The organism is Flavobacterium pectinovorum (assembly GCF_006438875.1).
GTDB classification, from domain to species: domain Bacteria; phylum Bacteroidota; class Bacteroidia; order Flavobacteriales; family Flavobacteriaceae; genus Flavobacterium; species Flavobacterium pectinovorum_A.
Window position 1 is genome coordinate 294,628 of sequence record NZ_RCZH01000005.1, and the last position, 14,866, is coordinate 309,493.

General features: G+C 31.9%; 13 protein-coding genes. 7 read left to right on the plus strand and 6 right to left on the minus strand.

Features of this window, described 5'->3' with window-relative positions; all coding sequences use genetic code 11:
* The first annotated feature begins 140 nt into the window (after positions 1-140).
* The 3 genes from EAH81_RS09530 (at position 141) to EAH81_RS09540 (ending at position 7,241) form a co-directional block, all read left to right on the plus strand.
* The gene (locus tag EAH81_RS09530; protein WP_140506288.1) at positions 141-3,581 is read left to right on the plus strand and encodes a methylmalonyl-CoA mutase family protein; all 3,441 of its coding nucleotides are present in this window, start codon (positions 141-143) and stop codon (positions 3,579-3,581) included.
* 184 nt (positions 3,582-3,765) lie between these two features.
* Positions 3,766-5,337, plus strand: coding sequence for a T9SS type A sorting domain-containing protein (locus EAH81_RS09535; RefSeq protein WP_140506290.1), 1,572 nt, complete (start codon positions 3,766-3,768; stop codon positions 5,335-5,337).
* Positions 5,338-5,666: 329 nt separating this feature from the next.
* Positions 5,667-7,241 (plus strand): T9SS type A sorting domain-containing protein, encoded by a 1,575-nt coding sequence (locus EAH81_RS09540; RefSeq protein ID WP_140506292.1) that lies wholly within the window; start codon positions 5,667-5,669, stop codon positions 7,239-7,241.
* 298 nt (positions 7,242-7,539) lie between these two features.
* On the opposite strand, the gene EAH81_RS09545 is transcribed toward EAH81_RS09540, so the two are convergent.
* From EAH81_RS09545 to EAH81_RS09560, 5 genes are all read right to left on the minus strand, one after another.
* On the minus strand, positions 7,540-8,112 hold the full coding sequence (locus tag EAH81_RS09545) for a GNAT family N-acetyltransferase (protein WP_140506294.1): 573 nt from the start codon (positions 8,110-8,112) through the stop codon (positions 7,540-7,542).
* The gene (locus tag EAH81_RS27405) at positions 8,112-8,273 is read right to left on the minus strand and encodes a hypothetical protein (RefSeq protein WP_161595801.1); all 162 of its coding nucleotides are present in this window, start codon (positions 8,271-8,273) and stop codon (positions 8,112-8,114) included. Before EAH81_RS27405 ends, EAH81_RS09545 begins: the two co-directional genes overlap by 1 nt.
* 529 nt (positions 8,274-8,802) lie before the next feature.
* Positions 8,803-9,480, minus strand: a complete 678-nt coding sequence (locus tag EAH81_RS09550; protein WP_140506296.1) for a hypothetical protein — start codon at positions 9,478-9,480, stop codon at positions 8,803-8,805.
* 3 nt (positions 9,481-9,483) lie between these two features.
* A complete protein-coding gene (locus tag EAH81_RS09555) occupies positions 9,484-9,636 on the minus strand; it encodes a hypothetical protein (RefSeq protein ID WP_194150817.1) in 153 nt (50 codons plus the stop codon).
* 200 nt (positions 9,637-9,836) lie between these two features.
* Complete coding sequence (locus EAH81_RS09560) at positions 9,837-10,151, minus strand: hypothetical protein (protein ID WP_140506299.1); 315 nt, start codon at positions 10,149-10,151, stop codon at positions 9,837-9,839.
* Positions 10,152-10,357: 206 nt separating this feature from the next.
* Here EAH81_RS09560 and EAH81_RS09565 point away from each other — a divergent pair, with 206 nt between their 5' ends.
* The 4 genes from EAH81_RS09565 (at position 10,358) to EAH81_RS09580 (ending at position 13,799) form a co-directional block, all read left to right on the plus strand.
* Positions 10,358-10,780 (plus strand): helix-turn-helix domain-containing protein, encoded by a 423-nt coding sequence (locus EAH81_RS09565; protein ID WP_140506301.1) that lies wholly within the window; start codon positions 10,358-10,360, stop codon positions 10,778-10,780.
* A 53-nt stretch (positions 10,781-10,833) separates the two neighbouring features.
* Entirely contained in the window at positions 10,834-12,036 is a 1,203-nt protein-coding gene (locus tag EAH81_RS09570; RefSeq protein WP_140506304.1) for a hypothetical protein, read from the plus strand.
* A 208-nt stretch (positions 12,037-12,244) separates the two neighbouring features.
* Positions 12,245-13,072, plus strand: a complete 828-nt coding sequence (locus EAH81_RS09575; RefSeq protein ID WP_140506306.1) for a Bro-N domain-containing protein — start codon at positions 12,245-12,247, stop codon at positions 13,070-13,072.
* A 124-nt stretch (positions 13,073-13,196) separates the two neighbouring features.
* The gene (locus EAH81_RS09580) at positions 13,197-13,799 is read left to right on the plus strand and encodes a hypothetical protein (protein ID WP_140506308.1); all 603 of its coding nucleotides are present in this window, start codon (positions 13,197-13,199) and stop codon (positions 13,797-13,799) included.
* 324 nt (positions 13,800-14,123) lie between these two features.
* Here the strand turns inward: EAH81_RS09580 and EAH81_RS09585 are convergent, their stop codons facing one another.
* Positions 14,124-14,510, minus strand: coding sequence for a secretion protein (locus EAH81_RS09585; protein WP_140506310.1), 387 nt, complete (start codon positions 14,508-14,510; stop codon positions 14,124-14,126).
* Between the last annotated feature and the right edge of the window lie 356 nt (positions 14,511-14,866).

Below are 14,866 nucleotides of genomic sequence, written 5' to 3' on the forward strand. Positions count from 1 at the left end.
CACTATATCAGATTAGTAATTAAAATGTTACCCTTCTTGTTGAAAAAAACATTTCTTTTTTTGTTAACATAAAGCTATTGAAGTGATCAAATATTAAAATAATTTGTAAATTGCTCCCTTAAAATTATCATATTCATAAAATGGAACAACAAAAACCATATAATCCTAAAAATAAAGTAAGAATTGTAACCGCTGCTTCACTTTTTGACGGACACGATGCTGCCATCAATATTATGCGCCGTATTATCCAGTCAACAGGAGTTGAGGTAATACATCTAGGTCACGATCGCAGTGTCGAAGAAGTAGTGAATACCGCTATTCAGGAAGATGCAAATGCGATTGCAATGACCTCGTATCAAGGTGGACATAATGAATACTTTAAATATATGTATGATTTGCTTCATGAAAAAGGAGCGGGGCATATCAAGATTTTTGGTGGCGGAGGCGGAGTAATTCTGCCAAGCGAAATTTCTGAATTGCATGAATATGGAATAACAAGAATTTATTCTCCGGATGATGGGCGTTCTTTGGGTTTGCAAGGAATGATTAATGATTTGGTAGAACGTTCCGATTATCCAATTGGAGATAAACTAAACGGAGAAATCGATCATATCGAAAATAAAATTCCAACGGCAATTGCGCGTTTGATTTCGGCTGCTGAGAATTTCCCTGAAATTGCAAAACCGGTTTTCGATAAGATACATACTAATAATGCCGATTCTAAAATTCCGGTTCTTGGAATTACAGGAACAGGTGGAGCAGGAAAATCATCTTTGGTTGACGAATTAGTTCGCCGATTTTTAATTGATTTCCCTGAGAAAACAATCGGATTGATTTCTGTGGATCCTTCGAAACGTAAAACCGGAGGAGCACTTTTAGGAGACAGAATCCGAATGAACGCGATTAACAATCCACGTGTTTATATGCGTTCGCTGGCAACACGTCAGTCAAATTTGGCATTATCTAAATATGTTGCCGAAGCGATTCAGGTTTTAAAAGCCGCAAAATATGATTTGATTATCCTTGAAACTTCAGGAATTGGACAATCAGATACAGAGATTATGGATCACTCAGATGTATCCTTATATGTAATGACGCCGGAATTTGGTGCAGCAACACAATTAGAGAAAATCGACATGCTTGATTTTGCTGATTTAGTTGCCTTGAATAAATTTGACAAAAGAGGTGCTCTTGACGCCATTCGTGACGTTAAGAAACAATACCAGCGCAATCATAATTTATGGGATAAAAACCCTGATAGTATGCCTGTTTTCGGAACCATTGCTTCGCAGTTTAACGATCCGGGAATGAACACGCTTTATAAAGCGATTATGGATAAAATTGTCGAAAAAACAGCATCAAATCTAGTTTCGACTTTTGAAATTACACGCGAAATGAGCGAGAAAATATACGTGATTCCGCCACACAGAACGCGTTATTTGTCTGAAATCGCAGAGAATAACAGATCTTATGACGAAATCGCACTTTCGCAACAAAAAGTAGCTCAAAAACTATACGGAATCTTTAAAACCATAGAATCAGTTTCGGGTAAAATTCCGCAAATTAATAAAGCAGGAATCGACGATTCGACCGTTTTACCAAGCGCAACCGAAGCACATGATGAAAATCGTATTTTCTTAAATCTTTTACTAAATCAGTTTGATAAGGTAAAAATGGACTTAGATCCGTACAATTGGGAAATAATCCTGAATTGGGATGAGAAAGTAAACAAATACAAAAATCCGGTTTACTCGTTTAAAGTTCGTGATAAAGAAATCAAGATCGCAACACATACAGAGAGTTTATCGCACCTTCAAATTCCAAAAATTGCTTTGCCTAAATACCAAGCTTGGGGCGATATTTTACGTTGGAATTTACAGGAAAATGTTCCTGGAGAATTTCCGTTTGCTTCAGGATTATATCCGTTTAAGCGTGAAGGCGAAGATCCGTCAAGAATGTTTGCCGGAGAAGGCGGACCGGAAAGAACCAACAAACGTTTCCATTATGTGAGCGCAGGATTGCCGGCAAAACGACTTTCGACTGCTTTTGATAGTGTGACTTTATACGGAAACGATCCGGATATTCGTCCTGATATTTACGGAAAAATCGGGAACGCAGGAGTTTCAATTTGTTGTTTGGATGATGCTAAAAAATTGTATTCAGGTTTCGATTTAGTTCATGCCTTAACATCTGTAAGTATGACCATTAATGGACCAGCGCCAATGTTGTTAGGTTTTTTTATGAATGCGGCGATCGATCAGCAATGTGAGTATTATATTAAGGAGAATGATTTAGATAAAGAAGTTGAAGCTAAAATCAACAAAATATACAAAGAAAAAGGAACAGAAAGACCGAAATACCAAGGCAATTTACCGGAAGGAAACAACGGTTTAGGTTTAATGCTTTTGGGTGTTACGGGAGATCAGGTTTTACCTCAGGAAGTTTATAATGAAATAAAAGCCAAAACATTATCACAAGTTCGTGGAACGGTTCAGGCCGATATTTTAAAAGAGGATCAGGCGCAAAACACTTGTATTTTCTCTACGGAATTTGCTTTGAGATTAATGGGAGACGTTCAGGAATATTTTATTACCAAAAACGTTCGTAATTTCTACTCGGTTTCGATTTCAGGATATCATATTGCAGAGGCTGGAGCGAACCCAATTACGCAATTGGCATTTACGCTTTCTAATGGTTTCACTTACGTGGAATATTACTTAAGCCGCGGAATGAGCATCAACGATTTTGGACCAAATTTATCGTTCTTCTTCTCCAACGGAGTAGATCCCGAATATTCGGTTATTGGTCGTGTGGCACGTAAAATTTGGGCAAAAGCCATGAAAAACAAATACGGAGCAAACGAAAGAGCGCAAATGCTTAAATATCATATTCAAACTTCAGGACGTTCGTTACACGCACAGGAAATTGATTTTAATGATATCAGAACCACTTTGCAGGCTTTGTACGCAATTTATGATAACTGTAATTCATTGCACACAAATGCATACGATGAAGCCATTACAACACCAACCGAAGAATCTGTACGTCGAGCAATGGCGATTCAGTTGATTATTAATAAAGAATTAGGTCTGGCGAAAAACGAAAACCCAATTCAGGGATCTTTCATAATCGAAGAATTAACCGATTTAGTTGAAGCAGCCGTTCTTCAAGAATTTGACCGAATCACAGAACGTGGCGGAGTTCTTGGTGCAATGGAAACAATGTACCAGCGTTCTAAAATTCAGGAAGAAAGTTTGTATTATGAAACTTTAAAACACAACGGAGATTTCCCAATTGTGGGTGTAAACACATTCCTGAGTTCAAAAGGTTCTCCAACGGTAATTCCGGCAGAAGTAATTCGCGCCACCGAAGAAGAAAAACAATATCAGATTACCATGCTGGATAATTTACACCAGTTTCATGAAGCAAAAGTAAACGAGCATTTAAACAAACTACAAGAAGCCGCGATTAAAAACGAAAACTTATTCGACCATTTAATGGAAGCTACAAAGGTTTGTTCGCTTGGTCAGATAACTTCGGCATTGTTTGAAGTTGGCGGGCAGTATAGAAGGAATATGTAGATTTTTTAATTTTTTTTAAAGTATAAAGCGCATTTGATTAAAGAAATTTAATTAAATGCGTTTTTTGTTTGAGTGATTTTTGTAAATAAATAAAATTTGCGTAAATCATTTATATATTTGTGATAATATGTGAAAAAACAGTGATATGTTTTTTTGTGCAAACTAACTAAAAACCACAGAGTGAATGAAAACAAAACTACTTTTATTTCTTTTAGCCTTCGTAATTGTAAACGTTAATGCCCAACAGGTAATATATAATACATCTGGTAATCCCTCAAGTTTCATTAAATTTAATGATAAGATTTTTTTCGAAGCGTATAATCAAGATTCTGGGAGTGAAATATGGCAAAGTGATGGAACATCTTCTAATACGTCAATTTTAAAAGACATATATCCGGGAAGTGAAAGTGGTTCCCAGAATTTTTTAAAAACGACTTCTACAATTTTAAAAGATAAATTATATTTCATTGCAAAAGACGAAAATTCACTTGGTGAAATATGGAAAACCGACGGAACAGCAAACGGAACTACTAAAGTGACAAATTTTCTTAACGGCAGAGTTTGGAGACTAACAGCAGCGGGAGATTACATCTATTTTTTAATTACCCAGGATAATAATACGTTACAGGTTTGGAAAACTGACGGAACTGAAGGCGGGACAGTACTTGTTAAGGATAATTTATCGATATGGAATGGACCAACTTTTCAAGGAAAATGTAATGATATCTTTATATTTACATTTCAACCTTATGGAACTAATAATACTAAGGTTTGGAGAAGTAGTGGCACTGCAGATGGTACATATCCTATTACTGAGGAACTCGATGGCAATGGATCAGGAGTAGGAGGTACATCGGCCTTATCACAATATATAGAATTTAATAATAAACTATATTTTGTTAGTAGATTATATTTACATGAAACAGATGGAACTTCTCAAAGTATTATTGGAAATGTACAAAGTAATATGACAACATATAGTGATGCAATTGTAGCAAATGACAATTTATATTTTATGTTTTTTTCTGAAGATAATAATTCATTGTCAGTATGGAAATTTGATAAAAAAGACAGGAGTATAGGTCAGATATACACAAATTATGGGTCTAATTATTTTTCACCATCTAATTTTGCAAAAACAAACGATGCCTTACTTTTTTCGGGATCAAATCCAACTGGAGGAACCTCATTAATATCTTTAGATCTTGCTACCAATGAAGCGTCATACTTAAAAGAATTGTCAGATAATAAGACTGAAAAACCTTTTTTATTCACAGAAAATTTAGACAGAAACACGATTTCTTTGATAAACAATGATCAATACTTTATCACATCTGCCATTGATAAAAATTATGCCAGAAAAGGATGGATTACAAATATTACAGCCAAAACGACAGAAAATATAGCAGACTTAAATGATGTGTGGGGTTCAATTAGTCATGGGGATTATTTGTATTATATCAAGGATAGTAAATTTATGAAATATGCAAAGAATTTAGGAACAGGATCAATCATAGATTATAAGCGATCTTTAGTACTTTATCCAAATCCCTCTTCTAACTTTATTCAAATTGAAGCAAATGATATTGATTTAATTGAAAGTATAAATGTTTTTGATTTAAGTGGCAAAGAAGTAATAAATAGATCTGATTATAGCAATGGCAAGATTGATATTTCTAAATTAAGTCAAGGAACATACATTTTTAGAATTAAACTAAATGGAGCTTTTATTGAAAAGAAAATAATTAAGAGATAAATAGCATAGAATGAATTTCAAGAAGCCGCCATTAAAAACGAAAACTTATTCGACTATTTAATGGAAGCTACAAAGGTTTGTTCGCTTGGTCAGATAACTTCGGCTTTGTTTGAAGTTGGCGGACAGTATAGAACGAATATGTAGAATTTATTATTTTATACATTTAGGAAAACCTCTCAGAAATGGGAGGTTTTTTTGTTTGTTAAATTTTTGGTTTGGATTAAATTTTTCTGTTTACGGGTTTCCTCAATTTTATAGGAATATGTTTTTATATATTTGTTTTGTAACTCTAACGTTTTTTATAATAATTAACTTATCTCAAATACTGAATGAAAACAAAATTACTTTTAATTTTTCTAGTCTTTGTAACTATACAGATGAATGCTCAACAGAAAATCTATGATTTTAAAAGCACTCCTTCGATTTTTAAAACATTTAATGATAAAATTATATTTTATGGAAATCAAGAAGATACTGGTCGGGAATTATGGCAAAGCGATGGAACTTCCTCAAATACAACATTATTAAAAGATATATATCCTGGTACAGAGCCGTCAGTAAAATCAGGTTCTGCAATTCTAAATGGTAAGTTTTACTTTATGGCAAGAGATGAAAGTTCTGAAGGCGAAATATGGCAAACAGATGGAACTGAATCTGGCACTACAAAAGTGACAAATTTTATTAATGGAAAAACTTATAAGCTTACGGTTGTGGGTAATTATATATTTTTCTTAGTCGGATTAGATTCTAATCATCTACAAGTCTGGAAGACGGATGGAACAACTGGAGGAACAGTATTGATAAAGGATATTTTAAATATTTGGAATAATTCTACTTTCGAAGGAAAATGTAATGATACTTTTATATTTACAATTCAGCCAGCTTCAACCATGAACTCAAGGGTATGGCGAAGCGATGGAACATCGGATGGAACTTTTCCTATAACTTCGGAAATGGATGGAAATGGATCTGACCCTGGTGGTACTACAGGTCTAACACAGTATATAGTACATAATAATAAATTATATTTTGTTAACAGATATTCTTTATATGAAACAGACGGAACTCTTCAAAATACTAAAACTATTGGGAATGTCTGGAATGGACAAAATAATGTTGCACAATACAGTGATGTCATTGAAGCAAATAATAGTCTATATTTTATGTTTTATTCATCTGATATATACAAGTTATCAATTTTCAAGTTTGATGATGTTACTAAAAATGTAAGTGAAGTTTACACTAATACTAGTAATAGATATTTTTCTCCGTCTAATTTTTCGAAAACAGATAGTTCATTACTTTTCTGTGCATCAAATGCAACAGGAGGCACATCGCTACTATCGTTAAGTATTAATGATTATTCTGTAACAGATTTGAAAGAATTAGCAAAGAATGATGTGCAAAGGCCTGATTTCTTTTTTGTCCAATCTTATGATGTAGCCACAATCTATAAAATTAAGCAGGATGAGTATTTTATTACGTCAGGTGTTGATGAAAAAAATTTAAGAAAAGGATGGATTGTTAATAATAATTTTCAGGCAATTGAAAATATTAGTGCACTTGACAATATAGTACAGGCTATTGTTTATAAAGACAATTTATATTATGGAAAGGATAAAAAATTCTGGAAGTATGCAAATAATTTGGGTGTTGGATCACTAGGAGCTAAGTCGACTGTAGCATTTTATCCAAATCCTTCAACTAATTTTATAAACATACAGACCGAAAATGATAACCAAATTGATGATATCCAAATTTTTGATTTGAATGGCCAATCGTTAACCAGTGAATCTGATTTTAGTAATAATAAAATTGATGTTTCTAAGCTAAATCAAGGAACATATATTCTTCAAGCTAAGATTAATGGTGCAATAATTTCTAAAAAAATAATAAAAAAATAAAGGACAGTAGACAAAGAAAAGCATCAACCACGGTTGGTGCTTTTCTGTTTTAATGCAAATGTTTAGAAGTATTTTTTATTGTATATTTAAAATCAAATTTTGAAATTATTATGAATATTGTACTAGAAAATAAGGGAATTAAAACAGATTCTTTTTATGTTGTCACGGTTTGAAAAAAGATGAAAGTTGTTTGTTTTGTTTATGTTTTGAGTACAATTTTTAGTCAGCTTGATAATTTATAATCAAACCGTGACTAATTGTCACGGTTTGTAATATATAAAATGTCTAGTAATAAAATCTAACTTGAAACTTCATTTAACGTATTCATTAGAGGTCGAAGGTCATAGTACATTTGTCTTGTATCTTCTCCAATATCATTTTCAGAGAGAAATTTAAAACCTAATGTTTCATAAAAGCCAAGTGATTTTTCGTAGGCATCCACAGTTAATAATTGACATGCACATTTGCTATTTTGCTCTAAGGCTAAATCAATAACAAAATTTACAAGAGCTTTGCCAATTCCTTTTCTTTCTTTTTTTGTAATCTCACAAACGGCTAATCTGCCTATTTTTATAGCTGGAAATTGTCTCAAATGTCGTTTAGGATGACTAATGATTTCTTTTATCCATCGCTTAAAAGCATTCTTGGATGCAAAATGATTTTCCTGAACAGCCAAAGCATCATTATATATGCTTAAATATGCAATAGTTTTATTTTCGTTTTCAAGTAAATAAGTAGTAGCAAGTAAATCTTTTTTATATGAAATTGCTTTATCGTTAAGAAAACTATTCAAATCAATATCACCGCACTCAAAAGGTTTAATATTTGTTGTGGGGTTTAATTCGAAAAATGAAAATCCTGTAAAAGGCATTAATTAGTTTTTAGAATTTCTTTTAGCTTATTTGCATCGGTTTGAATTGCTGCTAAAGAATCCATACTAACTTTTTTATCTTTATTTAAATCGATAGTTTTATAAAAGTCAACAGCTTCTTTACCTTTTAAAACAGGAGTATTTTTAATAGGCTTTGCCATAAGTTCGTTTCTTTAATTTAATGAAGTTATTAAAAAAGCTTTTTCTAAAAGAAGTCTTTTATTTTTTCAAAAGTACGAACAAAAATTAGATCAGCATCTTTTTTATATTAAAAAGTAAAAATATTCTTATATATATTAAAATCAAGTTATGATGAATTTGAATAGAGATACGAGGTTTTCCCAAGAATGTCCGCTCGTGAACCAAAGTTTATATAACACAATTATAATTAAGTTGATGCGCATTAGCAGGATACTCACGCCAGCAGAATAATAAAATCCCATCCTGTTTGTCAATTTCGACGGAGGAGAAATCTTCGTAAGTAACTCCGCAACAAAAGTTCAATCTTTGTCAAGCTTCTCGTGAAGATTTCTCCTTCGTCGAAATGACAATATTGTGATTATTTTAATAAAATTTTATAAAAGTTCCGGGGGAACGAAACATATTGTAGGGATGGATTTTAATCCGTCCACGACAAAGAAATTCCGTAATCAAAATCCAGTTGCTTGTATCGACAAAATTCACAGCAGATTATTTAGCTTTTTTTACTTTAAATTCTACTAATCCCTCCGGTTCGCAAATTTTGAATGCTACATAGTAATATTCTTTAGTAACTCGTCTGATATAAAGAGTTTCATCCGAATTATTATATTTTGTGCATTCGTGTTTATCCATAAGCTCGTATGGCAGGTCTACCAGCGTTTTTACCTTTGTATTGACATCATAAATAAATATGTTGTATTTATCGTCTTCATCTGTGTACAAAATCAGTTCGTTTTTTAAATCAAAATCCCCCCAAATACCTTTTAAAACTGCATTTCCGGTTTCTTTATTATACAGCCAAAAATAGGACTTGCTTGTTCCGCCTCCATTACTATGTAAAGCAAAATAATTTTGAAAATCAACTTTTTCATAATATGGACGATAATTTGCTATGAAAGTGTCAACTAATAAGTAGGTATTATCTTTTTTACCATTAATGAGTCTAAAATTAATTACTTCTTCATTTTTGTCTAAAGCCGGAAAAATAATTAATTTATAGTTGTTTTTAAGATAAGCAGTTTGTGTTTCTATCGTGTCACCTTTTTCATCAAAAAAAACGTTGTCGATTGGTTTTTTTATTTTTTCTTCTTCCTTAGAAGATTTACGATTATCCATTTTGCAGCTGATAAAGCAAAGCAATAAAATAATTAAAATTTTATTTTTCATTTTTTATAATTTTTCATTGGTAATCTCTCGAAAATAACTCAAAAACTCAAATTCATCCAAAGGAAATATTTGCAAAACAGTTTCTAAAATCAAACTTACATTAATAGATTGGTTTTTCTTTTCTTCAATATTCTGCATATTGTGATCAAGTGCCAAAATACATAATTTTAGCATATTGATTATAAAACACACGCCAGCAGCAGAAATGACAATATTGCGACTATTTTTAATAAAGTTTTACAAAGAGTTCCGGAGAGGAACGAAGCATATTGTAGGGATGGATTTTAATTCGTCCACGGCGATAAATTCCGTAATCAAAATCCAGTTGCTTGCGTCAGAAAAAAATCAGCAGAAGATTATTCACCAAAAACCTCCCCAACATAACTTAAATATTCAAATTCATTCAAAGGAAACATCTGGACAACAGTTTCCAGAATCAAACTCACATTTATAGATTCGTGTTTCATCTCGTCGATTTTGTGCATATCGTGATCGAGTGCCAGAATGCATAATTTGAGCATATCGGTAATAACGCAGCCAAGTTCTAAATAATTGACAACCTTAAACTGAACTGCATAAGCGTTTTTGTCCTTTGTTGGTTTTAGAGTTGTAAAATATTGGGCGGTTAATTTTTTAAGTCTTGCTAGTTTTTCAATTTCATTGGTTTCCATAAGGCGTATATTTTTAATTTGTATCTTGTTAATTGTTTTATAATTAGAATTTATAATTTTATTATAATAAAAATCTTACTTTTGTTTAGCTCGGCGAAGGAAGGAATTGATTGTACCGTACCAAATCATTTTTGCCCGTGTCGAACATTATTAAATATGTTTTTTACAGATTACCAGTTATTACACTTAATTATTATCTTTGAATTATGAGCACACTTACAAAACCAAATCATATAGGGCGAAAAATAAGCCGTATTCGTGAACTTCGTGATATGAAACAAGAAGCTTTGGCGCAAGCTTTAGGAACAAACCAACAAGCGATTTCTGCTTTGGAAAACAGCGAAACAATCGATGAAGCAAAACTTATAGAAGTCGCAAAAGCACTTGGTGTAACTGTCGAAGCAATTAAGAATTTTTCAGAAGAAGGCATGATTAATTATTTTAATACTTTTAATGAAACAGTTTCAAATAGTAGTTTTGGAAACGGAGCATGTAATAATGATTGCACTTTCAATCCATTAGATAAATTAATGGAATCTGTAGAAGAAAATAAAAAACTTTACGAACGTCTGCTGAAAGCGGAACAAGATAAAAACGAATATTTAGAAAAATTACTAAATCAGAAATAAAGATATTAATTCAAAAACCTTCCAGAAATGAAAGGTTTTTTTATTTTAGTGTCATGAAAAACGCTGTCTATTATATTCTGTTTCTTTTTGTTACGGTTTTAGGCTATGCTCAAAATAAGCAATTGTTACAAACGGGAGTTATTATCGATTCGGTGAAAATTACAACTGCTCCAACAGAATCGTATGCAATTTATTTCCCTAAAAAATACGATGCTAAAACCCCATTGGCATTGGTTTTTATTTTTGAACCAGCCGCGAGAGGCAAAATAGGGATTAAGCCCTTTATTCCGGCGGCAGAAACGTACAATTATATTTTGGTATGCTCAAATACTTTAAGAAATGGATCAACCCAAAATAATATTGCCGTTGCCAATAGATTATTTGATGATGTATTGCAAAACTATACGATTGATACTTCACAACTTTATATCTCAGGTTTTTCGGGCGGTGCAAGATTAGCCAGTTATTTCGGGATATCATCAGGCGCTTTTCAAGGAATTATTGCTTGTGGCGCTTCTTTTAATGGTATGGATAAATTTATACCACCTTCTAATAATTTCTCGTATGTAGGTATGGTTGGAGATAAGGATATGAATTATCAGGAAATGATTGAAAATAAAAAGTGGCTGGACAAAGCAAAGATTGCAAACACACTTTTTATTGCTCCTGTAGAACATGTTTGGCCTAAACAATCTGAAATGCTTCGGGCATTTGACTGGTTGGAAATTCAGGCTTATAGAAAAAATATAAGACCAAAAAACGATACAATTATCAAAAGAATTTGTGATAAGAACCTCCGAATTGCCGATAGTTTAAAGGCGAATAAAGAAATGGTTCTTTCGGTGAATACTTATGAAAAAGGAATTACTTTTTTTAATACAAATGAAGACAATTCTCTAAGAGCCAAGATTACCGAAATCAAAAAATCCAGCGAATATAAAGATGAGGTGGAAAAAGTAGAGAAGATAAAGGTTTTAGAAAATGAAATTTTAGATAAACTTTCACTTCGCTTTGCCCAGGAATTAAAATCGGATAAGAGCATTACTAATTTTAAGTTTTGGAAATCTGAAATCAAGGATTTGAATGTTATGAAGCTAGACAGCAAAAATCCTTTAACCCAAAATATGGCTGTTAGAGTATTATATTGGTTTCAGGTTTCGGTTTATGAAACTAAGCAGGAAAATAAAAGAACCCAACAAAATGACAAGTTTACTTATTGTCAGGAATTGTATAAAATTATTACCGAAACGAATTAGAGAAAAATCCAAGATTTCATTACAGTGAAGGGGAATAAGTGAAAAGAAAGCTATAATGAAGTAACTTTTTCATTTTGAAATATTGATAAAATATTTTAATTTATTATAAGATTTATCTTTCTTTTTTTGGTAAATTGGTACTTTGGTAAAACATATTAAATTTATAGGATTGTAATCAAAGAAATAAATTATTTTAATAAAATTGAGCATGAAAGAGCAAGAATCGATACAGATATTTGACGAAAAGAGAGTAAGAACTGTTTGGAATGAAGAGAAAGAAAAATGGTATTTTTCTATTATTGATGTAATAGAAGTTTTAACAAATTCTGATAGATCAAGAAAATATTGGAATGATTTAAAAAGTAAACTAAAAAGAGAAGGTAGTGAAGTGTCCGATAAAATCGGACGTTTGAAATTAGAGTCTTCCGATGGTAAGATGCGTTTAACAGATGTGGCTGATACTGAGCAATTATTTCGTTTAATACAATCAATTCCTTCTCCAAAAGCCGAACCATTTAAACTGTGGCTTGCTCAAATTGCTACAGAACGTTTGGATGAAATGCAAGATCCGGAACTTTCTATAGATCGGGCTTTAGATCAATATTTGCAGTTAGGGTATTCAGAAAGTTGGATAAATCAGCGATTAAAAAGTATTGAAATTCGCAAAGAATTAACCGATGAATGGAAAAACAGAGGAATAAAAGAAGGTAGTCAGTTTGGGACTTTAACAGATATAATTTCTAATGCCTGGTCAGGAAAAACGACCAAAGAATATAAAATGCTCAAAGGATTAAAAAAAGAAAATCTGCGAGATAATATGACAAATACCGAATTGATTTTGAATATGCTTGCAGAAGCATCTACAAAAGATATTTCGGTTGCAAATGAACCGGAAACTTTTGATGAAAATAAAGAAGTTGCTCAACAAGGCGGTAATGTTGCTAAGGTTGCTCTAAAAGAATTAGAATCTAAAACAGGAAAGAAAGTTGTGACTTCGATTAATGCTAAAGATATTTTGAAAAAACAGATTGAATAATAATGTTCTTCAGAGAAATAAACACATATAAAAAGTATGAGTCATCGCTGATGCTTTTCTATTTTAATGCAAATCTTGCGGAGTATTTTTTATTGTATATTTAATACCAAATCTTGAAGTTAGAATGAATATTATATTAGAAAATAAAGGAATTAAAACAGATTCTTTTTATGTACCGCCTTTTGTTTTGCGAGAAGGCGAAGTCGTTGTTTTGTTTATATATAAAGGAGGTGATTACTATGATGCCGAGGTATTTCTCAGAGATATTTTTTGCGGTAAAATTAAGCATGAAAATGTGATTCTGCATCGAAAGATGACCTTTGTGGATTATTTTAGAAGATCATATTTTAGAGATAATTTTTTCCCTTTGACAGTTGGAAGATATCTTAAGAAAAATGCAGATCTTAAAAGTCCTTTTGCCAGTAAAATATTTGAAGATAAATGGATTAAAAAAGAAACGAAAATAGAGAAATTGGCAGGAACTCCAAGAAAGCTTTTAACTTTATATGCGGCTCTTTCAAAAACAAAAGATATAGTATTTGACTTACGCGCACTGGATTGGGAGGGAACTGAGTTTGCTTTTAAGATGGTGAATGACGCAGTAAAAGATGGAGGGGCAGCGATTTTGCTTGACGGTATTGAGAATATGAAAGAATACGCATCAAATTTCATAGAATTAGAATGGAATAAGGATAAGTTGCCAATTATAAAAGAATTTAATTTTTAGTGCATCGGGACGTTACTACAATGAATTACATTGCTTCTTTTTTTATAAGCGTTCCGGAGGAACAAATCATATTGTAGGGATGGATTTTAATCCATTCAGCACGATGATAACCCCAATGTATGTCATTTCGATTTCTATGATAAAAGCAATTTTTTAGGAGCTAATCCCACTATCCGTTTAACTGTTGCGCCACACGAAAGGATTCGTGCGGAAGCATTTCAGAGAGTAAAATATCAGAGAGTAAAATATATTTCTTAAAGTTTATTTATAAAAAAAAGCATTCGCCGCGGCGAATGCTTTTAATTTTTTTAGGGCAAAAAAAAATTAACGGCGGAATCCAGGACTTTCGTTTACCGATTCGTCAAGCTTAATTGCTTTTACTTTTTTAGCTGCAACTTTAATTTCGTGTTTTACAACTTTGCTGCTTTCTTTTACTTCTAATGTATAAGTTCCAGAAGGAAAACCTTCTAAACTTATTGTTTTTGAAATCTCTAATTTGTCTGCAGCAGAATCTCCTTTGTAAACTAAATTATTGTTTTCATCAAAAATAGAAAAAATTGATTTTTCAACGGTGTTCAAAGTAAAACTAACTACTTTTCCGTTTCCGGTTTTTATATTCAAAATATAATCCCCTTTTCCATCAATTGCATAAGAAAAAAGTGTTGTTAGAAACAAGGCCACAACTAAGCCCATTTTGGTAAATTTTGTCATGTCTTTTTTAATTGTTTATTACTAATTTGGAACGTCCAAAACTAAAAATTAAAATTTAATTTTATGCAAAAAAAACACTTTTTTATAAGTGTAAATTGCTGAATTAAAGATGTTTCTGTGTTTTGTCTGAACTATGTACGTAATTGCTGGGCTCGTGGATGTTTTTTGAAGTTTTTTTTTAACCCCGTAAAAATCAGTATTTTGAAATTATTAAGAATAGTTTTCCAAAAAAAATAAGTTTACAGTTAGTCAGTAAAAAAAGGGCATAAAAAAACAGCTCATGAACGTCAAGGGAGCTGTTTTTTGAATATTATTATTTTAATTTTCATTAAGTCTTATCTCACATTTGGACTTCT

Bases quoted from the DNA above. Each gene is read 5' to 3' on its own strand.
- EAH81_RS09530 (WP_140506288.1), top strand. From the start codon at position 141: ATGGAACAACAAAAACCATATAATCCTAAAAATAAAGTAAGAATTGTA.
- EAH81_RS09535 (WP_140506290.1), top strand. From the start codon at position 3,766: ATGAAAACAAAACTACTTTTATTTCTTTTAGCCTTCGTAATTGTAAAC.
- EAH81_RS09540 (WP_140506292.1), top strand. From the start codon at position 5,667: ATGAAAACAAAATTACTTTTAATTTTTCTAGTCTTTGTAACTATACAG.
- EAH81_RS09545 (WP_140506294.1), bottom strand. From the start codon at position 8,112: ATGCCTTTTACAGGATTTTCATTTTTCGAATTAAACCCCACAACAAAT.
- EAH81_RS27405 (WP_161595801.1), bottom strand. From the start codon at position 8,273: ATGGCAAAGCCTATTAAAAATACTCCTGTTTTAAAAGGTAAAGAAGCT.
- EAH81_RS09550 (WP_140506296.1), bottom strand. From the start codon at position 9,480: ATGAAAAATAAAATTTTAATTATTTTATTGCTTTGCTTTATCAGCTGC.
- EAH81_RS09560 (WP_140506299.1), bottom strand. From the start codon at position 10,151: ATGGAAACCAATGAAATTGAAAAACTAGCAAGACTTAAAAAATTAACC.
- EAH81_RS09565 (WP_140506301.1), top strand. From the start codon at position 10,358: ATGAGCACACTTACAAAACCAAATCATATAGGGCGAAAAATAAGCCGT.
- EAH81_RS09570 (WP_140506304.1), top strand. From the start codon at position 10,834: ATGAAAAACGCTGTCTATTATATTCTGTTTCTTTTTGTTACGGTTTTA.
- EAH81_RS09575 (WP_140506306.1), top strand. From the start codon at position 12,245: ATGAAAGAGCAAGAATCGATACAGATATTTGACGAAAAGAGAGTAAGA.
- EAH81_RS09580 (WP_140506308.1), top strand. From the start codon at position 13,197: ATGAATATTATATTAGAAAATAAAGGAATTAAAACAGATTCTTTTTAT.
- EAH81_RS09585 (WP_140506310.1), bottom strand. From the start codon at position 14,510: ATGACAAAATTTACCAAAATGGGCTTAGTTGTGGCCTTGTTTCTAACA.